Below are 22120 nucleotides of genomic sequence, written 5' to 3'. Positions count from 1 at the left end.
AGGTCTGGATTGCTTCGCTTCGCTCGCAATGACAGTATGAAGTCTAAAGTGAGACACCAATGACTTTTGACCACGATCTGAAGGCCAGCGTCCGCACGATTCCCGACTATCCCAAGCCGGGGATCATGTTCCGCGACATCACCACGCTGCTCGCCGACGCGCGCGCCTTCCGCCGCGCGGTCGACCAGCTCGTGCATCCCTGGGCCGGCAACAAGATCGACAAGGTCGCCGGCATGGAGGCGCGCGGCTTCATCCTCGGCGGCGCGGTGGCGCACCAGCTCTCCGCCGGCTTCGTGCCGATCCGCAAGAAGGGCAAGCTGCCGCACACCACCGTGCGCATCGCCTATTCGTTGGAGTACGGCATTGACGAGATGGAGATGCATGTCGATGCCGTCGCGCCCGGCGAGCGCGTGATCCTGGTCGACGATCTCATTGCCACCGGCGGCACCGCGGAGGGCGCGGTGAAGCTGCTCCGGCAGATCGGTGCCAATGTGGTCGCCGCCTGCTTCATCATCGACCTGCCCGAGCTCGGCGGCGCCGCCAAGCTGCGCGCCATGGACGTGCCGGTCCGCACGCTGATGACGTTCGAGGGGCACTGAGCGAGACACGGGCGGCCACGATATTGCCCGGGTAAATTCATTCGCTCTCGGCCGCAGAACTCGGTTCACCTCTCCCGGCTGGGGAGAAGTAAAGACCGAGGTCGTCGGACCAGACGTCATCGTACTTGGGACCGCTGCAGGATCAGGCTGAGCTCGAGCTCCCGGAAGGCGAGATAGTTTCGCCGAATCCACTGGTGCAACTCGGTGGACGAATCCTTCTCCTGGCGCAGATAGCCGGTGAAGGAGAAGGTCAGCCGATCGATATAGGTCTTCAGGAAGCCGGGCAGGGCCGGCAGGCGGAACAGCCGGCCGCCTTCCATCGCGGGCGGCAGCTCGCCGCGCACGACATATTCGTTGTCCACCGTGATCAGGTTGATCCGCGGGATTTGGCCGCGCAGCATCTCATGGGCCCGCGCCGAGACGCGGTCGGTGTCGGCAACGAACAGGATCATGGGCGCGACGTGGCGGCGCGCGGCCTCCTTCAACAGGCCGATCTCGTCGGTCATCTTGAAGAACTCGTCAAAGGCGTGGAAGCCGAGGTCGATCACCTTGGCGAGGCCATCATCGACGATGACGCGGTCCATGAGCTGCATCTTGCCGTAGGTGTCGATGACGTCGGCCGTCTCGGTGATCTTCGGCAGGTAATCGAGCAGCGACGGTTCCTTCAGATTGACGTCGAAGGCCGCGACATCGCCGTTCTTGAGCAGCAGGAATTCGCTCAATAGCCGCGCCAGCAGGGTCTTGCCGACCTGCGGGCGGGGCGAGCAGATGATGTAGACGGGCGTCGCGGGCATCGACAGCTATATCAGTCGAATTCACCGCCCAATCCAGCCGCATCCACCCGTGTTGTGCAACTATTTTTCGCTGCTGCGGGCCGCGGGCTTGGAGCCGACGATATCGGTCAGCCGGATGCGGTCGAATTCGCTCCAGACGTTCGCCAGCCAATGCCGGACATAGCCGCGCAGCACGAAGGAGTAGTTTGCGGCCTCGTCGTTCATCCCCTTGTTGGCAACGAACTTCAGGAACGGAACGGACGAAACCTCGACCTGCTCATAGGCCATTTCGTTGAGCTTGGGGATGGTCAGCTCGGTGGCGTCCTTGATGCGGTGGAAATAGGAATTGTAGGTCGACTGGTCCCACTGGAAGAACTGGGTGTCGTTGATGAAGTTCTTCACCAGGAAATACTTTGCGCCGGTCATGAAGCCCGCGGTCTCCGCGATCTCGTCCAGCGAGGCGATCGAGGGGCCGAGGATGTGGAACACTGCGAAGGTGATCTGGCCCGCCTTGGCCGCGTCCAGGAAACCGATATCGCGCAGCGAGGCCAGCGCCGGCGAGAGCAGGCCGGCGCGGACGTCGATCACGGTCACCGACGGGCTCGCCGCGTTGAGCGTGTCGAAGATCTTCATCTGGTCGGCCGTCGTCATCATGTCGACGATCTCGGTGATCTCCGGGTGGAAGCGCTTCAGCGTGCCACGCGGCGACTCCGTGTCGAACGCGCGCGTCGGCACGTTGTTGGCGGAAAAATAATCGAGCAAGGTACGCGACACCGTGGTCTTGCCGACCCCGCCCTTGTCCGCGCCCACCACAACCACTGCCGGCTTTGCCATTGCTGTCCCCTAACGCGTGCCCGCCGATCGCTTGAACGCGATCGGTAAGGCCCCTTGTCTGTTGTTGGGCGCGAACATGGCAGAAACGAGGGAGAATTCAATTCTTTGCAGCAGTGTTGTCGCAAATCCCTGAGTTTTTCCCAATCGCTGTGAATCCGCCGGAGATCGGCCGGGATAAGAGGGGAAATCTCGGCTCAATGCCGGCCCCAAGGACCCACTGGATTGCCGACAGCGGTTCCGGACGGGCCGGGTGCGGGGCCCGGCGCAGCCGCGGTTGGCTTGCCGGAATCGTTCCACGGACCTGTCGGCGACGGCGAGGCGTCCTTCTGGTCGGCCTGGGCCTCGGGCTCTTCGGCCTCGGCGGTAAGCGTCCGCAGCCGGCCGGGGTCATGGCCGCCGGCAAACTTGATCAGCGCGTCGACCCGGGACTTGACCGACGGGTGGGTCGCGAACAGGTCGGCAAAACCCTCGCGGGGATTGTCGACGCAGAGCTCCATCACCGCCGAGGTCGCGCCCGGCAATTCGCCGCGGCCTTCGATCTTGCGCAGCGCCGTGATCATCGCGTCGGGATTCTTCGTCAGCTCCACCGAACCGGCGTCGGCGAGAAATTCGCGCGAACGCGACAGCGCGAGCTTCACCACCTGCGACAACAGCCAGGCCAGCACGATCAGCGCCACCGCGATGATGATGACGATCACCGCGCCGCCGCCGGAACTCTTTCTGTCGCTCGATGACGAGGACGAGCGCGACGAGGAGGATGAGCCCGATGACCATGAGCCGCCGGAGCTCGGGCTCCAGTCGAAGCTCGTGAACAGGCGGAAGAACAGTTCGCCGAAGAAGCCGACCACGCCGGCGATGATGACGGCGACGACCATGAGCTGCACGTCGCCGTTCCTGATGTGGGTCAGCTCGTGACCCAGCACCGCCTCGATCTCCTGGTCGTTCAGCGCTTTGAGGAGACCCGTGGTGACGGTGATCGCATATTGCCGCGGATTGAGGCCGGTCGCGAAGGCGTTCAGCGCCGGGCTCTCCATGATCTTCAGCTTCGGCATCGTGATGCCGCGCGAGATGCAGAGATTTTCGAGGAGATTGTAGAGCCGCGGCTGCTCCTGGCGAGTCACGCTATGGCCGCCGGTCACCGCGTCGATCATCGACTGGTGGAAGAAGTAGGCAATCACGATCCACGCAATCGCCGCGATCGTTGCGAAGGGCGAGGCGACGATCAAGTCGTGGAACGCGCGGCTGAGGTAGAAACTGACGGTCCGATTGCTGTCGAGGACGACTTCGGCAACCAGCGCGCCGGCGAAGACCAGCACGTAGAACAGCAGGAACAGGCCGGCGAGCAGCAGTATCGAACGGAACTTGTTCGAGGCGATATGCGTGTAGAGACCATACGCAGCCATGGCTGTTTCCGTTAGCTCCTCTCAATCGGGGGCACGCTAGCGGCGTGAACCCGGAATCTGGAGCTTAGTGTCTCGATCGAGAGTCCGGGTTCGCGTCACCGACGCGCTCCATTGCGCACTTGCGCAATGACGAATGTGAGAATGTGAGAAGGAGTGCGGGCCACCCGGGCAATCAGAACTTCACCTGCGGCGTCGCCTCGACCTCGGTACGGCTTGCGCCGAGATCGAAGAAATCCTTGCGCGTGAAGCCGAACATGCCGGCGAACAGCGCGGCGGGCATCTGCTGGATGCCGGTGTTGTACTCCTGCACCGCGTTGTTGAAGAAGCGGCGGCTCGCCGCGATCTTGTTCTCGAGGTCGGAGAGCTCGGCGGCGAGCTGCTGGAAATTGGCATTGGCCTTGAGGTCCGGATAGGCCTCCGACAGCGCGATCAGCCGGCCGAGTGCGCCGGAGAGCTGGTTCTCGGCCGCGGAGACCTGCGCCGGCCCCTGCGCCGACATCGCCGAATTGCGCGCCTTGATGACGTCGTCCAGCGTGCCGCGCTCATGCGCTGCGTAGCCCTTCACTGTCTCGACTAGGTTCGGGATCAGGTCGTGGCGCTGCTTGAGCTGCACGTCGATGTCGGCAAAGGCCTGGCCGACGCGCTGGCTCAGCGTCACAAGCCGGTTGTAGGCGCCGAAGGCGAACAGCACGAGGACGACGATAACGCCGAGAACGATCCAGCCGGTCGACATGGAGAACTCCTGAAGGGGATTGAGGCGGGCAGGGTAAACCAAAACGGCGCCGGACGGCAGGCCGGCGCGGAGGGGAGGTAAGCCTTGGTCGGACGTGGACCCGTCCGAGTTCAATGGAAAAAGCGCAGAACGGCGTTAACTTTCGGACATGACGCCATCGCCCCAGCGCCAGCGCCGGGCGCTCGCATAAGCGGCCTTGTCGCGCCGCGGCACCTTCGTGATGGCAAGGCCGTTTGGAGTGCAGAGCTTTGCCGTGATCTCGGCCTTGCCGACGTCAGGCGGCGCCAGTACGCGTGTGGCGCGCCCCGCGGGCGGCGCGCGGGTCAGTGCCACGTAGATGAACCGCTCGTCCTCGAACGGCACCTCGGCGCCCTTGATCTGCCGGTGCGCCTGCGAGCGCGGCAGGCGTTGGGAGAAATGGCACCAGTCGGGCGCGGTGAGCGGACAAGGCTTTTCGTGCGGGCAAGGAGCCGCGACATAGGCGCCTGCCGTGATCAGGTGCTGGCGCAGCGCGAGGATGCGGGCGTAGCCGGCCGGCGTGCCGGGCTCGATCACGACCAGCGCATGGCGCGCCTTTGCCCACATGGCTTCCGTAAGCGCACGCTGATCGCTCTCAGCGAGCTCGCCAATGACGTAGCTGGCGATGACGATGTCGGCGGGCGGGACCTCTGCGAGGTTGGTTCCGGCGTCGCCCGACAGGTAGCGGCAATCCGCCAGACGCGCGCTGTCGCCGGCGAGCTCGAGCGCCAGCCGGCTTAGCGTGGCGTTGGCATCGAGCAGGGTGAAGTCTTGCAGTGAAGGAAAGGCCTCCGCAGCGGCCCAGCTCGCAGTGCCCGGGCCTGCGCCGACGTCGAGCAGGATTTCGGGAGCCAAGTCCGGCACGATCGCGGTCAGCGCGTTCAGGCTTGCGGCGACGGCGGCGTAGGTCGCCGGCATCCGCGCCAGCGCGTAGGCGAGCGCATCGGCCTCGGACTTGATCGTGCCCGAGCCGCCGCCCGCGCGATAGGTGCTGGAGATCTGCGACGACCGTCGTGCCGCATCGCTGCGGGAAAAGCCCTGGAGCTTGCCGTCGAGCGCGGCTTTCAGTTCAGCGGGAAGCGTGGGCGAGATCATTTTCCACCGTCATGCCCTGTGCAGGCGGGGCATCCAGTACTCCGAGGCAGCGCCGGTCAATTGAGGAGAAGCCGCAGCGTACTGGATCATCCGCCTGGGCGGATGATGACGTCAATGGTTGTGGAGCGACCGCAGTCTCACGCCACGTTCTGATCGAGGATCTCCACCGCCTCTTGCAGGCTCACCGACACGAGCTGCGAGACGCCGCGCTCGGCCATGGTGACGCCGAACAGCCGGTTCATCCGCGCCATGGTGATCGGGTTGTGCGTGATGATGATGAAGCGCGTGTCGGTCGAGCCGGTCATCTCGTGCAAGAGGTTGCAGTAGCGCTCGACGTTGTGATCGTCCAGCGGTGCGTCGACTTCGTCCAGCACGCAGATCGGCGAGGGGTTGGTGAGGAACACGGCGAAGATCAACGCCATCGCCGTCAGCGCCTGCTCGCCGCCCGAGAGCAGCGACAGCGTCTGCGGCTTCTTGCCCGGGGGCTTTGCGATGATCTCGAGGCCGGCCTCCAGCGGATCGTCGCTCTCGATCAGGTGCAGCGCCGCCTCGCCGCCGCCGAACAGCTCGACGAACAGGCGCTTGAAGTGGTTGTTGACCACCTCGAACGAGGTGAGGAGCCGCTCGCGGGCTTCCTTGTTGAGGCTCTGGATGCCCTGGCGCAGCCGCTTGATGGCCTCGACGAGGTCGTCGCGCTCGGTAACGAGGCCGGTGTGCTGGCCCTCGACTTCGCGCAGCTCTTCCTCGGCGCGCAGGTTGACCGCGCCCAGGCGCTCGCGGTCGCGGCGCATCTTTTCGAGATCTTCCTCGATCTCGTGCAGCGGCGGCAGCTCGGCACCGGGCTCGATCTCGGCGAGGCCGGCGACGGCCTGCGGCTCGACTTCCAGCATGTCGCGGATTTCGCGCTCGATGTCCTCGAGTCGGCGCCGTGCGCCTTCCATGCGCTCCTCGGCGCGGGCGGTGGCCTCACGCGAGCTCGACAGCGCCTCGAGCGTCAACTTCGCGACACGATCCGTCTCCGCCATCGCGGTTTCCGCGGCGGCGAGCGCGTCGGCGGCGATGCGGCGGTCGTTCTCGGCATATTCGATCTCGGTGATCAGCGCGCTGCGCTTCTCGGCGAACACGGCCGGCGCGTTTTCGAGATCGCTGCGCTCGATCGAGACTTCGGTGATGCGGGCCTGGATGGTGTCGATGTGGGAGGCTGCGCTGCCCTTGCGGTTCTGCCACTCGGTGCGCTCGGCGAGGATCGCCTGCACGCGGCGGTCGGCGAGCTCGGCCTCGCGCGCCAGCGCCTGCGCCTCGGCGCGGACCTGGGCAGCCATGCGGCGATGGCCCTCGATGTCGCTGCGGACGGCGGCGAGCCGGGTTTCGGTGTCTTCGCTCGACGGCAGCTCGGTGATCGCGGCCGCGGCATATTCGTGTGCGGCTTCGGCCTCGGCGCGATCGGCCGCAAGGCGGCTGTGCGCTTCGATGAGCGCCGACTTGCGGGCGGAGTGACGATTGATCTCGCGTTCGGTCGTGGCATGGCGCTCGCGCGCGGCGTTGAGCTCGCGCTGCGCGGCGCGCCAGGCTTCGCGCGAGGCGCCTTCGGTGCTCGCGGCCATCTGCAATTCGGCTTCGGCATTCTCCAGCGCCTGACGCTTGATCTGCGCATCGATACGGGCCTGCTCCAGCTCGTTCTCGATGTCGACGAGGCGCGCGCGTTCGGCAAGACGCCGCGCGGCGCCGGTCGGCGCGTGAGCCGCCGCGACAAAGCCGTCCCAACGCCAGACGTCGCCTTCGGGCGAGACCAGCCGCTGGCCGGTCTTGAGCTGCGACACCAGCTCGGCGCCGCGCTCGCGCGGCACCACGCCGATCTGCGCCAGGCGGCGCGCCAGTTCGGCTGGCGCCTGCACATGGTTGGCGAGCGGCACGACGCCGTCGGGCAGCGCCGGATCGCCTTCGGTGACGCCGGCATTGGTCCAGCGCATCGGCGCCGACGGATCGACCGGCGCATCGAGATCGTCGCCAAGCGCGGCGCCGATCGCCTTTTCAAAGCCCTTGTCGACGGTGATGCCGTCGATGATCGGCGGCCACAGGTTCTTGGTCTCGCCGTTGACGATCTTGGAGATCGTGCGCGCCTCGGTCTCGAGCCGCTGTACCCGCTTGTCGGCCTCATTCAGCGGCGAGCGCGAGGATTCCAGCGTCTGGCGCGCGGCGACGTGGGCGGCTTCGCTCGCTTGGGCAGCGGCTTCCGAAGCTGCAAGCGTCTGTTCCGCGTTCTCGACCGCCGCGGTCAGCTCGTCGAGATCGCCGAAACCGCCGGTCTCCTCCGCGAGCTTCTGCTCCTCGGCCGCGACATTGGCGATCTCCTGGTCGAGCCGGGCGAGCTTGTCGCGATGGGTGCGGACGTTGGCCTCTAATTGGTTGCGCTTGGCAGTGAGGTCGGCGAGCGAGGTGGTGAGTTCGGCGAACTGCTGCTCGACTTCGGCGAGCGTCGCCTCAGCCTCTGACACGCGCTCATCGACGCCGGAGCGCTTCTCGACGCGCGACTTGATCTCTTCCTTCAGCTCGGCGTCTTCGGTGTCGAGCCGCTGCAGCGCGACGTCCGCATCCATGGTCTGCTGCTGGGCGCGGGCTATATCGCCCTCGAACTGCGTCAGCCGGCGCTCGAGCTCGGCGACGCGCTCCTTGGCGCGCTCTTCCTCGCGGTCGAGCATCTCGCGGGCATTGGTCAGCCGCTGCAGGCCGGCCGCGGCACGCGCTTCCGCATCGCGCAGCGCCGGCATCTCGGCAGCCCGGATCGCCTGGATGCGGGCGGCTTCCGCCTGATGCTGGGTGCGCTCGGCCATCTCGCGCACGGCGAGATCATGGGTCTGGCCGGAATCGTTGACCTCGGCATGGGCCGCGATCCAGCGCAGATGGAACAGCGTGGCCTCCGCCTTACGGACCTTCGCCGCGACCTCGCGATAGCGCACGGCCTGGCGGGCCTGCTTCTTCAGGCCTTCCATCTGGCCGGAGAGCTGGCCGATCACGTCCTCGACGCGGGTGAGATTGGTTTCGGCGGCCTTCAGCCGCAGCTCGGCCTCGTGGCGGCGGGCGTGCAGGCCGGCGACGCCGGCGGCGTCCTCCAGCACGCGGCGGCGCTGCTCGGGCTTGGCCTGGATGATCTCGCCGATCTTGCCCTGGTGGACGAGGGCCGGCGACCGCGCGCCGGTGGCGGCGTCGGCGAACAGGATCTGCACGTCGCGGGCGCGGACGTCGCGGCCGTTGATGCGATAGACCGAGCCCGCCTCGCGTTCGATGCGGCGGGAGATCTCCAGAAGCTGGCTGTCGTTCATCGCCGCCGGCGCGGTGCGATCGGCATTGTCGATCGTCATCGTCACTTCGGCGTGGTTGCGCGCCGGGCGGTTGCCGGAGCCCGCGAAGATCACCGCATCCATGTCAGCGGCGCGCAGCGATTTGTGCGAGGTCTCGCCCATCGCCCAGCGCAGCGCTTCGACGAGGTTCGACTTGCCGCAGCCGTTGGGTCCGACCACGCCGGTCAGGCCGGCCTCGATCACGAAGTCGGTGGGCTCAACGAACGACTTGAAGCCATGAAGGCGCAGGCGAGTGATCTTCATAAACACGCATCTCTGTTGACAGGGCGCGAATCTCCCTGCCGGGACAATACCATGGAAGGCAATGTCGCTGTCTGGACGAGTCGCGTAAGGCGGCTCATGCGGCTGGACAATGGCCGCGCCGTGCCGCGAGGGCAACCAGCGAAAGCCGCTTTTCCCAAGGGATTTGTGCCGGGAATGATGCGGCGACAGCCGCGCGAATCAGGCTTCGTGCGTGCGAATCAGCGCTCAAATCAGCTCTTGAGCAGCGGATTGATCTTCTTCGCGAATTCCTCGAACGAGGCCTCGCCCTTGATCTTCTCACCGTTGATGAAGAAGGTCGGCGTCGAATCGACCTTCAGCACATCGCTGGCATATTTCTGGTCTGCGGCAATCTTGTCGAGCAGCGCCTGGTCCTTCAGGCAGGCCTCGACCTGTTGCTGAGTGAGTCCGGCCTGCTTGCCGATCCGCGTCAGCGTCTCGGTGGTGTTCTTCGTCACCCAGTCGCTCTGCTGGCGGAACAGCATGTCGGTGACCGCAAAATATTTCGGCGCGTCGCCATTGGCGATGCAGCGCGACAGCATCGAGCCGGCGGCTGCTTTGATGTCGAGCGGGAACTCGCGGAAGATGTAACGCACCTTGCCGGCGTCGATGTATTCCTTCTTGATCTTGGGGAACACCTGCTCGTTGAAGGCGGCGCAGTGCGGGCAGGTCATCGAGGCGTATTCGGTGATGGTGACGGCGGCGTCTGCCGGGCCCAGCGCCATGTCGGGCAGCGACACCGGCTTGGCCACATCGGCGGCGGTCTGCGCCTTTGCTTCAGGGATCATGGCCTCGGAGATGAACCGCAGCGGCGAGAGCCCGGCGAGCGCGGCGAGCCCGGTCAGCGACAGCATCGTGGTGAAGGCGCGGCGGGTGATGATCAAGGTCGGCTCCCGGGTTGGCGTGGTCTCGCCCAAAGTTCGTATCAAGGTTCCCTTCTCGGGCGGCCTGTCGCTAGCTTGAAATGTCGTTTGAGGCAATGGCGAGGCGCAAGGACGGGTCCAGATTGCCGGCGCAATAAGGCTCAATTTCGCTTGATTGCGGCCCCGAGGCGCGCCAGCGCCGTCTTCAACTGTTCATCTTCGATGTCGGTAAGGCTCTCCGCCATCTTGGCGACCGCCTTCGGGTCCGGCGGGCCGGGCCGCACCGGTCGCCGGGACCGCGACAGGGGGGCCTGGCGGAAAGCGAGCTTGCCGACCGCACTCCAGCCGAAGAAGCGGTTGACCCGCTCCAGGATGACGTCCGCGGAGTGCTGAATTTCCAGCGCCATCGGCCCCTCGACCCGCAGCACCAGCGTTGCCGGCTCCTGCGGCTGGCCCTCCACCGGGCGCGGCCATTGCATCTTCAATGGCTCCGCGTGGGCTGCGATCTCCGGCCCGGCAATCTGCGCCCACCGCGTCACCAGCTCGCGCGCGGCAAAGCCCTGCCTGGCATAGGCCTCGGCAAAGACGTCGTTGAGGAGAATCGAAAGCGGCTTTGCGATGACAGGGCCGGGTTTGGACATGGGGCCTTATAGCACCGTGTGTAGTCGGTCAGAAATCCCGGAGCCTTGCGAGAAGAAAGACGTGGATGCCTGCGACGAGCGCGGGCATGACGTGGAGAGATCGGCGCCAGCCCGTTACAGTGGCGACATGAACCTCAGAGCCACCCTAAAGGCGAAGTCGGAACCAGTCGAGCCGGAACGTTTGGCACGCCCCCTGGCGCTGCTCGCGTGGTACGACCGTCACCGCCGCAGGCTGCCTTGGCGCGCGGCGCCGGGCGATGCCGCGGATCCCTACCGCGTCTGGCTGTCGGAGATCATGCTGCAGCAGACCACCGTGAAGGCGGTCGGGCCCTATTTCGAGAAATTCGTCGCGCGCTGGCCGGATGTCACGGCGCTGGGGCGAGCCTCGCTCGACGACGTGCTGCGGATGTGGGCCGGGCTCGGCTATTACTCGCGCGCACGCAACCTTTACGCTTGCGCGGTCGCCGTGACGCGCGATCATGGCGGCGTGTTTCCCGAAACCGAGGAAGGGCTGCGCGCGCTGCCGGGGATCGGGCCCTACACGGCGGCCGCGATCGCAGCGATCGCGTTCGATCGCCGAACCATGCCGGTCGACGGCAATATCGAGCGGGTGGTGTCGCGGCTCTTTGCAGTCGAAGAGGAACTCCCGCAGGCCAAGCCGCTGATCCAGCAACTGGCAGCGACGCTCCTTGCCGACTCGCGCGCCGGTGACGAGAAGTCTCGCGCCGGCGACAGCGCACAGGCGCTGATGGATCTCGGCGCTTCGATCTGCACGCCGAAAAAGCCGGCCTGCTCGCTCTGCCCGCTCAACGATGATTGCGCGGCGCGCGCACAAGGAACGCAGGAGACGTTTCCACGCAAAGCGCCGAAGAAGAGCGGGACGTTGCGGCGCGGCGCAGCCTTCGTCGTCACGCGTGGCGACGAACTCCTCGTCCGCACCCGGCCGGAGCAGGGATTGCTCGGCGGAATGACCGAGGTGCCGGGCTCGGACTGGCTCGCCGGCCAGGACGACAAGGCGGCGAAAGAGCAGGCGCCGGAGCTGAAGGGGCTTTCGCGCTGGCAGCGCAAGCTCGGCGTCGTCACCCACGTCTTCACGCATTTTCCGCTGGAGCTCGTGGTCTACACTGCGCGCGCCGAGATTCGTGCGCGGGCGCCGGACGGCATGCGCTGGGTGCCGATTGCGACCCTTGCGAGCGAAGCGCTGCCCAATGTTATGCGCAAGGTGATTGCGCACGGACTGGACCTGTAGCCGCCCATGCTGCTGACATCAGGCTGTCAGCAGGCTTGCGTTACCAGCGAGCGGCAACGGAGGCTTCGCATGGTCAAGACCGCGCTCGATAACTTTCCCAGGCCGCCCTGCGCCGAGCTTTTGGGATGGCGCCTGCTCGATGCTCGCCCAGAGCAGGGCTGGATCAGGCTTTCCTTTGACGGAAAATCCGAGTTCTGCAACCCGGCCGGCTTCATCCAGGGCGGCATGCTCTCGGCCATGCTCGACGACACCATGGGCCCCGCGGTGCTCGTGATGAGCGAAGGCCGGCTCTACACCACTACCATCAGCATGACCGTGAACTTTCTTAGCCCCGCAAAGCCCGGGCCGATCATCGGCGAGGCGACTGTGACGCAGCTCGGCAAGACCATCGCCTTCGTCGAGGGCAAGCTGATGGCCGAGGATGGCACGCTGCTTGCGACTGCAACCGCGAGTGAGCGCCTGCTCGAGGCGGCAAGGGTCGTGCGCTGAGGCGGAGGGGATAATCGTTGTCCACCCATCGGCGTCTTCAAGCACTCAGAACCAGTGGGATGACGGTGCGGTATTTTCCGGCGGAAGATGGGACTGGTGGTTCGGCGGCCAACTCAACAGACACCTGACCAAGCCCATGCTCATTCAGCAGCTTGGTCAATTCGGAATGCACCGCCCGCCAAACCCGGTTTGGGTCAGCGTCGGCTGCGGGATGGAGGCGAACGCGCAATTGTGTCGGCGCTGTCTGCACGATCTGAAACAGCTCCACGCCGGGTACATGATCGATCTCAAGCGCGAGCGATGGCATTGCGACTTTCTCGCCGCGCTCGGTTGGAAACGTGAGGATGTCGGCAGCGCGGCCCCGCACGCGGATCGCCGGAAGTGGGTTGCCGCAAGGATAGGGATCAGGTCGTTGCAGGATGCGGTCGCCGAGATCGTAGCGGAGGATCGGCTGCACGCGATTGGCGAGGTTGCTCACGAGGACCGTATGCGCCTCCTCGCCGGGCGGAACCGGCTGATAGCTCGCATCGACGGGTTCGAGAATCGCCCAATCGCTGTTGACATGATGCCAACCGTGTTCACAGCCGATAGCCATGAACAGGCATTCCGTCGCGACGTAAACGGTCCGGACCTTGGCGTGGAATGCCTTTGCGATCCGGTCGTATCCGTCCTGCGAAAGCCCTTCCGAGGTCGGAAGAACCAGCACCGGCCGAATATGCAGGCGACCCGCATCCTGCTCGGCGGCCAATAGCGCCATGACGCCGGCGTATCCGATAAGCAGAGCCGGGTGGAACCGATTGAGTTCGGTGACCAGATTCCGCAACGGGGCCTGCGCCGGGAGCGCCCGGAATCGTCGGGCCGACCAATTTGCGCGGATCGCAGCAAAGCTGGCTGCACCGATGTAGTGGCCCCCCATCGCCAGCACCGAAGCCGTGCGGCCGCCGCGGACGAGGAGACAGAATATCTCGCTGGCGCTAAGCGCGCCGATCATCATGCGCAGCGAAAACGCAAGTGTGACCGTCCAATTGTGCTTGTCCAACAGGAATATTCCAGGTGTCCCGGTGGTGCCCGAGGTGGTTGCCACTGAATATTTGCCAAGGAGGCGTTGTCCGATCAGCTCAGGGTTATCGACGAACGCCCGCACTGCCGCGAAACTAACCTCGCGATCGGTGACCCAGTCGTCAAAATGACGCATCAGCTCTTGCTTATTAGCCACCGGCAGCACGGACGAACTCTCAATCCGCTCCGGTAGACCCTGATAGAGCTCGCGATAATAGGGCGAGTTGGTGCGAGCGAAGGCGACGGCCTCGCCAAGCCGGGCGCGTTGTCGCTGCGCGATAGCGTTGAGACCTTGCCTTCTTGCGCGGTGCGCATCGAGCAATACCGATGAGATGCTTTCGCTCATGACAAGCTCACATAGGCGTGGTGCGCGCGCTCAGGCGCCATCACGTCGCGCCACCCGCAAGCGGCTCGCGAAGGCCTACAGGATCATCACGAAAACGGCCTATCAAACAACCGCGCCCGACTCGCGGACGCAAGCGCTTGCGCCGCGTGGGGCGCGGAGGTTGATGCTCGCTTTCTCTGGCCGCAAGGACGCTGGCACTGTCGGCGCTGGCCCCGTCGGGCACTGGCACTGTCGGCCTGCTCCTGTGGCGCTCGTGGCGCGAGAGACCGTCTCGATCAACCCACTTCTGATGTAGACCCGCGCAGGCAGCGGACCCAACTCACGACTAGGTGAAAGGCGAAATCGGGTTAGGGCCTGATCCGCCTAACGGGAAAACGGGCGTCGCGCCGTGGCTCTACCGGGCCTGAATTCGGGCGGACGGGCCGCCGGGCGGCTCGTCGGATGACGCGAATGCCCATCCGTGATCCCAATCTCCTGAGATGAGGGCGGCCTGGATCAGGCGCATTGATGTCCGCTATGCCTCCAACTGCGGCGCGACAGCGGACATCGCCGGAGGTCCTAGTCGGGGCCGGAAGCCGACATCATTCGATGACCTCGTCGGCGCGGACGAGTAGCGCTTGATTGAGGACCTTCCCGCTGCCATCACCTACGGCAAGGAAACCAAGCCGGCGGCGTTTTCCTTGCGCGCGCGAATATCGTGGCAAAACGAACGCGCCGCAGTGCCCGCTATGAACTCCCGCCGCTTCATTCGATCCTCATTGCATCTTGAGGACGACGGGACACAGCGTATCACGCATTGATGGTCGTCGCACCCGCTGACGATGCAATTGCTGCGTCGCAAATGCGGCGCGTCATCATTCAAAGCAGGAGCGGACTCGTTTTGCTCAACGTGAGCTCTTCCCAATTCTGACCCGAAGCCGTCCTGCACGATGCCGTGTAAGCCGACATGGATTTCCGCCGCTGAGGGCCCACAAGCAGACTTCGCAAAGAGGCCCCCATTTGCAAGGCTATGCGTTGGCCTCAGCGGCCACGAGTGATGATGGGCGATTGAGGTGGATCGCAATCTGCTGCGTGGGGCGCCTCAAGGTCTCGGACGGCGACTCTCCGAACGCGGCGCGATACGCCACCGCAAAGCGGCCAAGCTCGCAAAAGCCATGGTCGGTAGCTATCTGCGTGACGGTTGACGTCGATGGAACCGCGCTTAGCAACGCGCGATGCACGAGGTGCATTCGACGGAGGGTGAGAAAACGGATCGGTCCCATGCCCAGATGCTCTTCGCAGGAGGCGCGAAGCGTTCGCTCCGCGACACCAATAGCTGCACAGATTTCGGTGAGATAGAGCGGCCGGTCGGGATTTGCCTCCAGAAACTCCTCGAACCGCGCCGTGATAGCATTATGGCCTCGGCCGCGAGTGCTGGTCTTTGCGTCGACCGTATCGGCGAGGCATCTGACCATGACGTGCACGAATTCATTCTCCAGCGCGCGAAGCACCTCCGGCAGTTGCAAAATATCGGGAGTGTCGCATGCGAGCTGTCCGATCGCCCGGTGTAACTTCAGCAGTCGTGACATCGAATGAGGGGGTGGACGAAAAATGTGCCGTCCTGACTTTTCCATCAACTCGCAGCCAATTATGGCTTCGACTGCAGTATCGAGCTCGTCGGTGGGGATGGACATCGCGCCGTAGTCAAGACCAGGGCCGCATCGTCGATGCTCGGCTTCAAGCGTGTTGTCAATGATGTCACCGGGCATGACCTCAATTCCACAGTGATGGTAGGGTGACAAATTGGACTCGGTAAGAAAGCCGATCGATCGCCGACCAGGCTTGCTTGTGGCGGTGCTGACAGTTGGCGAGGATAAGTGAGTACGTTGCAACCAGAGCCGGCTCAGGGCGACCTGGGTCATGTCGATCCGAAACTCTTTCGTCGTGGGAAGTATTTCTATGTCGGAATACGGGAAGGCTGCCTGGCACGCCAGTGGATCGGTAAAGCAAAGAACTCTACTCCACGCCACTTCTGTTCTCCCCAAAAAAACAAAACTACAATTTGGTCGGGAAGCAAATTGACAGCAAAGAGTCTTCGGATCGCAAAAGCGGCCTAGCCAAAATGGCTGCAAATCCGGTTGTATCGTAATATCGTTGTTACCTCTGATCAATGTACCTATTTTGACGTAGTCAATGGTTTTAGTGGCATCTTCAGCCTTCGCGTGCCACGCTTAAAATTTTTAGACCATTTGATGAAACCAATGCGGTACGGCCGAAGCTGAGCGTGTTTCCAACTCGGGCATCGAGACCGCTATGGGTCTCAAAAGCGGCGGTCCAAGGCCCGCACGAGGCAGGTCCGGTCAAACCGTGACATCGGACCTATCCACGCCACGAGGCCCAGCAGTCCGGCGCCGGTCAGATCCCCAGCTTCGCGTTCCGCGAGGCTGACCCTCTCCAACAGGGGCCACAGGGAGAGGGTGCAGCGTCAGTGCGTCACCAACCTTGATCTTCTAAGCCCTCACGCGTTTTCCATCCGGCCGCGGCACGATCGGCGGCTTGGCGTTGAGCGCTTCGACCTGGAAGCCGGCGACGCGCTTGTAATTCGCGGCGATGTCCTCCAGCTCCTGCTGGGACAGCACGTCGGTGACGACGTTGTAGCCGTCGGGCGCGCGCTCCTCGACGAGTTGCATCACCTGCTCGGGGCCGTTCTTGCGGTTGAGCAGGACGAGGTCGGTGGTCGCCGGCCGGCGCTCGGCCTCATAGGCCTCTAGCGCTCCTTGCGTCGGGCCGTGCGCCAAGATCTCGCGGGTGATGACGCGGGCATCGAGGATCGCCTGCGAGGCGCCGTTCGATCCGATCGGGTACATCGGATGCGCGGCATCGCCCATCAGCGTGACGCGGCTGAAGGTCCATTGCGATACCGGATCGCGGTCGACCAGCGGATATTCGTAGGCGTGCGGGCAGTTCCGGATCAGGCCGGTCACGTCGAGCCAATCGAACTGCCAGCTCTCGAACCACGGCAAAAATTCTTCCAGGCGCGCGGTGCGGTTATAGTCCTCGCGCCGCCACTGATAGGTCGGCGGCATGTGCCGCTCGGCGACCCAGTTGATCTGGTGGTTGCCTGCGGCGTCCGGCTCCTTGCTGATCGGATAGCAGACAAACTTCAGGATCTCGTGGCCGGCCATGATCATGGTGCGGCCGGTCAGGAACGCCTTTGCCGGCGTCACGCCGCGCCAGAGGATGCGGCCGTTCCAGATCGGCGGCCCCTCCTGCGGATAGAGCTTTTCTCGTGCGGCGGAATGAATGCCGTCGGCTGCGATCAGGATCGCGCCTTCGTAACTGCCGGCGGGCTTGCCGGTCGCCCGGTCGATGAAGTCGGCGCGCACGCCGTTGGCGGTCTCGCTCCAGCCGGTCAGATGATGGCTGGTGAGGATGTTGTCGCGGCCGAGCCGCTCGATCGCGGTGTCGAGCAGGAGCTGCTGGAGGGTGCCGCGATGGATCGAGAATTGCGGCCATTTGTAGCCGGCCTCTAATCCGCGCGGCTCGCTCCAGATCGGCCTGCCGTGCTTGGAGAAGTAGGCGAGCTCGCGGGTGCGCACGCCGCTGGCATCGAGCCTGTCCATCAGTCCGAGCTCGATCAGCTCGCGCACCGCATGCGGCAGCACATTGATGCCGACGCCGAGCGGCCGGAGTTCGGCCACGCTCTCGAACACTTTTGCGGGAACGCCGATCTGGTGCAGGCTGAGCGCAAGCGTCAGCCCGCCGATGCCGCCACCGGCGATGAGTGCGGTCATGACAAATCCCCCTCCGATTGGCGGGTCTTCGCATGAGGAGGCGGCCGTGGGCAACTGCGAAGAGAGCCCTATGGACGCGGCGGTGCGCGGCCGTTACCTTCTCCCTTTCTCACGAGGTCCGACATGTTCAAGCTCTACTATGCCCCCGGCACCTGCGCGCTCGCCACCTACATCGCCCTGGAAGAGGTCGGTGCCGACTACACGGCCGAACGACTGAACTTCAAGGCCAACCAGCAGAACAGCCCGGACTACCTCGCGATCAATCCGAAAGGCCGCGTGCCGGCGCTGTTGACCGATCGCGGCGTCCTCACCGAGACGCCGGCAATGCTCGCCTACATCGCGCAAACCTTTCCCAAGGCGAAGCTTGCGCCGCTCGACGACGCCTTTGCATTTGCGCAGGTGCAGTCGTTCAACTCCTATCTCTGCTCGACCGTGCACGTGGCGCATGCCCACAAGATGCGCGGCGCACGTTGGGCGACCGAAGAGAGCTCGTTCGCCGATATGAAGCAGATGATCCCGAAGACCATGGGCGCCTGCTTCTCCCTGATCGAGCAGAAGATGTTGAGGGGGCCGTGGGTGATGGGCGAGCAGTATACGATCTGCGATCCCTATCTTTACACGCTGTCGCTCTGGCTCGAAGGCGACGGTGTCGACATCAACGCCACGTCGAAGGTCGCGGACCATTTCAAGCGGATGTCCGACCGGCCCGCCGTGCGCAAGGTGATGGACGCGCAGAAGGCGTAACAAACTCGGTGTCGTTCCGGCGATCGTAGGGTCGGTAGCGAAGCGTAACCCACCTCTTTTAGCTTCCACGCGGATAGACCTGCGGTGGGTTACGCCCAGCGGACTGCGCTTCGCGCAGCCGCAGGGCTAACCCCCTACGAAGCTTTCTTCTCCAACTCCCGTCCTGTCTCCAGCATCAGGCGCCTCAGCCAGATCGAGCCGGGGTCCATCTGCGCGCGGGTCGGATAGAACATGAACTGCTCGTCGATGCCGGGGTCGAGCGGCGGCGTCACCGCGGCTAGCCCGAGCTGTTTCGACAGGGCCGCAATCAGCCGGCGCGGCACGAAGGCGACGAGGTCGGTGCGGGCGGCGACATGCAGCGCCTCGAGATAGCCTGACACGACCAGCGCGATGTGCCGCTCGATACCCTTGGCGCGCAGCCAGGTGTCGATCAGGTCTTCGGCCTGGCCGCGGATGATCACGCCGACATGGCGCGCTGCGAGGAAGGTCTCGCGCCGCTTCAGCTTCGCTCCCAGGGGATGGCCGCGCCGCACCGCCAGTGCATCGCTGTCGGTATAGAGAAGCTGGCGGTGAAATCCCTTGAAGGCGTTGCCGATCGAGATCACGAGGTCGATGGTGCGGGCGAACTCGGCGTGGAAGATCGCCGGCCCCCGCCACGGCACGACGTCGATGCGGACATTGGGCGCAAGGCGCGTGACCTTCTCCATCAAGGGCGGCATCAGAAGCTCGACCGCGAGATCCGGCATCATCAGGCGGAACTGCCGCTCGCTGCGGGCCGCATCGAAGTCCTCGGCCACGAACAGCCCGCGCACCTGGTCGAGCGCCTGTACCAGGGGTGCGCGCAACGCCTGGGCCCGCGGCGTCAGCTCCATGCGCGAACCGGTGCGCACCAGAAGCGGGTCGCCGAAGATGTCGCGCAGGCGCTGCAGCGCGTGGCTGGTCGCCGGCTGCGACAGGCCGATCCTCAAAGCGGCGCGGCTGACATTGGCCTCGCGCAGCAGCGCGTCGAGCGCGGTCAGGAGATTGAGGTCAAGCGAATTCAAATTCATGAGCCGAATAGATATCATATTCGCTATCGATTTGAAGAATTTCGATCCCGCGGCGATGATCTCCGTGTTTCCCACCAACGGAGATGCTGCCATGAGCGCCGCAACCAACAAGAAACTGATGCAGGACATTTTCGCCGCCGCCGCGAACCCCGATCCGGCCGCGCGCGACCGTGCGCTATTCACCGCCAGCCTCGCCGACGACGCCAAATGGGTCGTGACCGGGCAATATTCCTGGTCGCGCACCTTCTCGGGTAAGGAGTCGATCCTCAACGATCTCCACGGCTATGTGCGCACGCGGCTTCGCGACCGGACGCGCACGGTCGCCCACAGCTTCATCGCCGACGGCGACATCGTCGTGGTGGAGGCCAAGGGCGACAACGTCACGCCCGAGGGCGTGCGCTACGACAACGACTATTGCCTGGTGTTCCGCCTAGAGGGCGGCAAGATCAAGGAGATCAGAGAGTATTGCGACTCGGTTTTGACCGAGAGGGCGCTGGGGCGTTTTCCGGGTGAGGGCGCCGCGGTCTGATCGCCGAGGCGAGCGCGGTCAGAAAGGCGCGCTCGCCGCCATCTTGCCCAGGGCTGCACTGCCGAACAATTGCGCAAATGATTACAAGATCAGCAGAGTTTTCCTGCCCAATGCGTGCCCGCGCGAAGAAATGGAAGGGCGCAATTAACAAGTGTCCATCAATGTGGCGAAGCGCAGCATGAATCGCCTGATATGTGAGACGTGGCTGCCGGGGCGGCCGCCTGCGATCTCCAGAATCGTTCGGCCACTCAAATCTCTGCGCTTCTGGGTGGACAGTGGAAATGCTGAACTTTCGTTTAGGGATCAGGGGCCGGCTTTACGCCGGCTTCGCAGCGCTCGCGGTGGTGGGCCTGACAATGGCCGTGGTCGCGGTCTGGAATTTGCGGGCGGTCCAGGATCAGGTCGCCAGACAATCCGCGCTTTCCGACAGCACCGCGCGGGTACTGGAGATATCGACCCATCTGCAAGCCATCCAGCGGGCGAACTTGCGATACATTTATGACGCGAACGAGCCGGCGATGAGGGAGGCGGCAGAACGGGAGGCCGCGGCGATCGAGCTATTGCAGGTTGGCGCGAAGGGTACGCTCTCCGAGGAGCGGCGGAAGCTCTACAACGGTCTCATCGACGACATCGCCAAAATGCGCAGCCTGCGTGACAATCTCGGCGACGCCGTCAATGAGGCGCGAACGGGCAAGGCGTCGCTGCTGCCGAGCGGTGACGAACTGACCGTCAAGATGGGCAAGCTGGTCGATGCGGCGCGCGCATCCGCCGATGAGGACACCGCGGCCCTCGTCGCGGACCTCGAATCCAGGATCCTTCTTGTTCAAATTGCAAACTGGCGTTTTCTGGCCCTGCGCGACACCAAGGGACCTGCGAATTTCAGGACGAATGCGGACAGGGCAGCGCAACGGCTCGCAGCGATCGAAAAGGGCTCACCGCCGGCGGAGCTGCGGGCCGCGCTCGCGCCGGTGAAGACCTCGCTCGGAATCTACAAGTCCGCGTTCGAGACGACCTCCGCCGCGATGCTTCAGGCCGACGAGATCTACCACAATAACCTCGCCCCGCTCATCGTCGAGAGCATCGGCAAGCTTAAGCTTGCGGAAACCACCTTGAAGACGGACTACCGGGACTCGCGCGCCAATGCCGAAGCCGTGATCGCCGGAACCACGTCGGTTCAGGAGATCGCCGGCGGCCTTGCCATCCTGTTCGGCGCCATCGTCGCGTTCCTGATCGCCCGCAGCATCGTCGGGCCGCTGACTTCGATGACGCGTGCGATGGGGCTGCTCGCTGGCGGCGATCTCGAGGTCGAAGTTCCCGGCCGCGGCAAGGCCGACGAGATCGGGGACATGGCCAAGGCGATCCAGGTGTTCAAGGACAGCATGGTCGAGACCGAACGCCTGCGCCGCGAGCAGGCGGAGTTCGAGGCGCGTCAAGCCGAGCAGCGCAAGGCCGATATGGTTAAGCTCGCCGGTCAGTTCGAACGTGCCGTCGGCGAGATCGTGGACACCGTGTCGTCGGCCTCCGGCGAGTTGGAGGCCTCCGCTGGGACGTTGACGGCAACCGCATCACGCGCTCAGGACCTGTCGACGGAAGTCGCCGCCGCCTCGCAGGAGGCTTCGGCCAACGTGCAGGCGGTTGCCTCGGCGACCGAAGAGCTCTCCTCCTCGGTGAGCGAGATCGCCCGCCAGGTGCAGGAATCCGCCCGCATCGCCGGCGAGGCTGTCAGCCAGGCGATCAGGACCAACGAACGGGTCGGCGAGCTCTCCAAAGCGGCGGCGCGCATCGGCGATGTGGTCGAGCTCATCAGCACGATCGCCGGACAGACTAATCTGTTGGCGCTCAACGCCACCATCGAGGCGGCGCGCGCGGGCGAGGCTGGGCGCGGCTTCGCCGTCGTCGCCTCCGAGGTCAAGGCGCTCGCCGAGCAGACCGCGAAGGCCACCGGCGAGATCGCCCAGCAGGTCTCGGGGATCCAGACTGCGACGGAGGAATCGGTCGGCTCGATCCGGGAGATCAGCGACACCATCGAGCGGCTGTCGGAAATCTCGTCGGCGGTCGCGGCCGCCGTGGAAGAGCAGGGCGCCGCGACGCAGGAGATCTCGCGCAACGTCCAGCAGGCGGCTCACGGCACGCAGCGGGTCTCGACCAACATCGGCGACGTGCAGCGCGGCGCGTCCGAGACCGGCTCGGCCTCGTCGCAGGTGTTGTCGGCGGCGCGCTCGCTATCGGCCGACAGCAGCCGTCTGAAGCTTGAGGTCAGCAAGTTCCTGAACTCGGTCCACGCTGCCTGACCAGCGCGGGCA

At 64.7% G+C, this 22120-nt stretch carries 19 protein-coding genes; 7 read left to right on the top strand and 12 right to left on the bottom strand.

Translation table 11 applies throughout. The features are described from left to right. Positions 1–59: 59 nt before the first annotated feature. The gene (locus tag MTX21_RS14485) at positions 60–599 is read left to right on the top strand and encodes an adenine phosphoribosyltransferase (RefSeq protein ID WP_280965478.1); all 540 of its coding nucleotides are present in this window, start codon (positions 60–62) and stop codon (positions 597–599) included. Between the two features lie 116 nt (positions 600–715). On the opposite strand, the gene MTX21_RS14480 is transcribed toward MTX21_RS14485, so the two are convergent. From MTX21_RS14480 to MTX21_RS14445, 8 genes are all read right to left on the bottom strand, one after another. Then, on the bottom strand, positions 716–1393 hold the full coding sequence (locus tag MTX21_RS14480; protein WP_280965477.1) for a hypothetical protein: 678 nt from the start codon (positions 1391–1393) through the stop codon (positions 716–718). A gap of 60 nt (positions 1394–1453) precedes the next feature. Next, positions 1454–2206 (bottom strand): hypothetical protein, encoded by a 753-nt coding sequence (locus tag MTX21_RS14475; protein WP_027553825.1) that lies wholly within the window; start codon positions 2204–2206, stop codon positions 1454–1456. A gap of 194 nt (positions 2207–2400) precedes the next feature. Next, on the bottom strand, positions 2401–3609 hold the full coding sequence (locus MTX21_RS14470; protein ID WP_280965476.1) for a M48 family metallopeptidase: 1209 nt from the start codon (positions 3607–3609) through the stop codon (positions 2401–2403). Between the two features lie 172 nt (positions 3610–3781). Beyond that, a complete protein-coding gene (locus tag MTX21_RS14465) occupies positions 3782–4342 on the bottom strand; it encodes a LemA family protein (RefSeq protein WP_280965475.1) in 561 nt (186 codons plus the stop codon). 135 nt (positions 4343–4477) lie between these two features. Beyond that, positions 4478–5455, bottom strand: coding sequence for a small ribosomal subunit Rsm22 family protein (locus MTX21_RS14460; RefSeq protein ID WP_280965474.1), 978 nt, complete (start codon positions 5453–5455; stop codon positions 4478–4480). A gap of 137 nt (positions 5456–5592) precedes the next feature. After that, positions 5593–9057 (bottom strand): chromosome segregation protein SMC, encoded by a 3465-nt coding sequence (smc, locus tag MTX21_RS14455; RefSeq protein ID WP_280965473.1) that lies wholly within the window; start codon positions 9055–9057, stop codon positions 5593–5595. A gap of 230 nt (positions 9058–9287) precedes the next feature. Next, positions 9288–9959 carry a DsbA family protein gene (locus tag MTX21_RS14450; protein ID WP_280971049.1) on the bottom strand — a complete coding sequence of 224 codons (672 nt, stop codon included), beginning with the start codon at positions 9957–9959 and terminating at the stop codon, positions 9288–9290. A gap of 140 nt (positions 9960–10099) precedes the next feature. Further along, positions 10100–10579, bottom strand: coding sequence for a DciA family protein (locus MTX21_RS14445; RefSeq protein WP_280965472.1), 480 nt, complete (start codon positions 10577–10579; stop codon positions 10100–10102). Positions 10580–10706: 127 nt separating this feature from the next. On the opposite strand from MTX21_RS14445, the gene mutY reads away from it, so the two are divergent. Both mutY and MTX21_RS14435 read left to right on the top strand, forming a co-directional pair. Next, positions 10707–11828: an A/G-specific adenine glycosylase gene (gene mutY / locus MTX21_RS14440; protein WP_280965471.1), complete on the top strand. Its 1122-nt coding sequence runs from the start codon at positions 10707–10709 to the stop codon at positions 11826–11828. 69 nt (positions 11829–11897) lie between these two features. Beyond that, positions 11898–12317: a PaaI family thioesterase gene (locus tag MTX21_RS14435; RefSeq protein ID WP_280965470.1), complete on the top strand. Its 420-nt coding sequence runs from the start codon at positions 11898–11900 to the stop codon at positions 12315–12317. A 37-nt stretch (positions 12318–12354) separates the two neighbouring features. Here the strand turns inward: MTX21_RS14435 and MTX21_RS14430 are convergent, their stop codons facing one another. Continuing rightward, a complete protein-coding gene (locus MTX21_RS14430) occupies positions 12355–13722 on the bottom strand; it encodes a phenylacetate--CoA ligase family protein (RefSeq protein WP_280965469.1) in 1368 nt (455 codons plus the stop codon). A gap of 617 nt (positions 13723–14339) precedes the next feature. On the opposite strand from MTX21_RS14430, the gene MTX21_RS14425 reads away from it, so the two are divergent. Further along, positions 14340–14522, top strand: a complete 183-nt coding sequence (locus MTX21_RS14425; protein WP_280965468.1) for a hypothetical protein — start codon at positions 14340–14342, stop codon at positions 14520–14522. 207 nt (positions 14523–14729) lie between these two features. Here the strand turns inward: MTX21_RS14425 and MTX21_RS14420 are convergent, their stop codons facing one another. Together MTX21_RS14420 and MTX21_RS14415 are read right to left on the bottom strand one after the other, a co-directional pair. After that, a complete protein-coding gene (locus MTX21_RS14420; protein WP_280965467.1) occupies positions 14730–15731 on the bottom strand; it encodes a helix-turn-helix domain-containing protein in 1002 nt (333 codons plus the stop codon). A 480-nt stretch (positions 15732–16211) separates the two neighbouring features. Further along, on the bottom strand, positions 16212–17495 hold the full coding sequence (locus MTX21_RS14415; protein WP_280965466.1) for a flavin-dependent oxidoreductase: 1284 nt from the start codon (positions 17493–17495) through the stop codon (positions 16212–16214). Between the two features lie 123 nt (positions 17496–17618). Here MTX21_RS14415 and MTX21_RS14410 point away from each other — a divergent pair, with 123 nt between their 5' ends. Continuing rightward, the gene (locus MTX21_RS14410; RefSeq protein ID WP_280965465.1) at positions 17619–18239 is read left to right on the top strand and encodes a glutathione S-transferase N-terminal domain-containing protein; all 621 of its coding nucleotides are present in this window, start codon (positions 17619–17621) and stop codon (positions 18237–18239) included. 134 nt (positions 18240–18373) lie between these two features. Here MTX21_RS14410 and MTX21_RS14405 read toward each other — a convergent pair whose 3' ends face one another. Beyond that, complete coding sequence (locus MTX21_RS14405; RefSeq protein WP_280965464.1) at positions 18374–19288, bottom strand: LysR family transcriptional regulator; 915 nt, start codon at positions 19286–19288, stop codon at positions 18374–18376. Between the two features lie 91 nt (positions 19289–19379). Here MTX21_RS14405 and MTX21_RS14400 point away from each other — a divergent pair, with 91 nt between their 5' ends. Together MTX21_RS14400 and MTX21_RS14395 are read left to right on the top strand one after the other, a co-directional pair. Further along, positions 19380–19817, top strand: coding sequence for a nuclear transport factor 2 family protein (locus MTX21_RS14400; protein WP_280965463.1), 438 nt, complete (start codon positions 19380–19382; stop codon positions 19815–19817). A 281-nt stretch (positions 19818–20098) separates the two neighbouring features. After that, positions 20099–22108, top strand: a complete 2010-nt coding sequence (locus MTX21_RS14395; protein ID WP_280965462.1) for a HAMP domain-containing methyl-accepting chemotaxis protein — start codon at positions 20099–20101, stop codon at positions 22106–22108. The last annotated feature ends 12 nt before the right edge of the window (positions 22109–22120 follow it).

Origin of the sequence: Bradyrhizobium sp. ISRA430, assembly GCF_029909975.1 — a bacterium.
In the GTDB taxonomy this organism is placed as follows: Bacteria; Pseudomonadota; Alphaproteobacteria; order Rhizobiales; family Xanthobacteraceae; genus Bradyrhizobium.
The sequence above is the reverse complement of the archived record's forward strand: the minus strand, read 5'-3'. Positions and strand labels throughout refer to the sequence as shown.

Bases quoted from the DNA above. Each gene is read 5' to 3' on its own strand.
- MTX21_RS14485 (WP_280965478.1), top strand. From the start codon at position 60: ATGACTTTTGACCACGATCTGAAGGCCAGCGTCCGCACGATTCCCGAC.
- MTX21_RS14480 (WP_280965477.1), bottom strand. From the start codon at position 1,393: ATGCCCGCGACGCCCGTCTACATCATCTGCTCGCCCCGCCCGCAGGTC.
- MTX21_RS14475 (WP_027553825.1), bottom strand. From the start codon at position 2,206: ATGGCAAAGCCGGCAGTGGTTGTGGTGGGCGCGGACAAGGGCGGGGTC.
- MTX21_RS14470 (WP_280965476.1), bottom strand. From the start codon at position 3,609: ATGGCTGCGTATGGTCTCTACACGCATATCGCCTCGAACAAGTTCCGT.
- MTX21_RS14465 (WP_280965475.1), bottom strand. From the start codon at position 4,342: ATGTCGACCGGCTGGATCGTTCTCGGCGTTATCGTCGTCCTCGTGCTG.
- MTX21_RS14460 (WP_280965474.1), bottom strand. From the start codon at position 5,455: ATGATCTCGCCCACGCTTCCCGCTGAACTGAAAGCCGCGCTCGACGGC.
- smc (WP_280965473.1), bottom strand. From the start codon at position 9,057: ATGAAGATCACTCGCCTGCGCCTTCATGGCTTCAAGTCGTTCGTTGAG.
- MTX21_RS14445 (WP_280965472.1), bottom strand. From the start codon at position 10,579: ATGTCCAAACCCGGCCCTGTCATCGCAAAGCCGCTTTCGATTCTCCTC.
- mutY (WP_280965471.1), top strand. From the start codon at position 10,707: ATGAACCTCAGAGCCACCCTAAAGGCGAAGTCGGAACCAGTCGAGCCG.
- MTX21_RS14435 (WP_280965470.1), top strand. From the start codon at position 11,898: ATGGTCAAGACCGCGCTCGATAACTTTCCCAGGCCGCCCTGCGCCGAG.
- MTX21_RS14430 (WP_280965469.1), bottom strand. From the start codon at position 13,722: ATGAGCGAAAGCATCTCATCGGTATTGCTCGATGCGCACCGCGCAAGA.
- MTX21_RS14415 (WP_280965466.1), bottom strand. From the start codon at position 17,495: ATGACCGCACTCATCGCCGGTGGCGGCATCGGCGGGCTGACGCTTGCG.
- MTX21_RS14410 (WP_280965465.1), top strand. From the start codon at position 17,619: ATGTTCAAGCTCTACTATGCCCCCGGCACCTGCGCGCTCGCCACCTAC.
- MTX21_RS14405 (WP_280965464.1), bottom strand. From the start codon at position 19,288: ATGAATTTGAATTCGCTTGACCTCAATCTCCTGACCGCGCTCGACGCG.
- MTX21_RS14400 (WP_280965463.1), top strand. From the start codon at position 19,380: ATGAGCGCCGCAACCAACAAGAAACTGATGCAGGACATTTTCGCCGCC.
- MTX21_RS14395 (WP_280965462.1), top strand. From the start codon at position 20,099: ATGCTGAACTTTCGTTTAGGGATCAGGGGCCGGCTTTACGCCGGCTTC.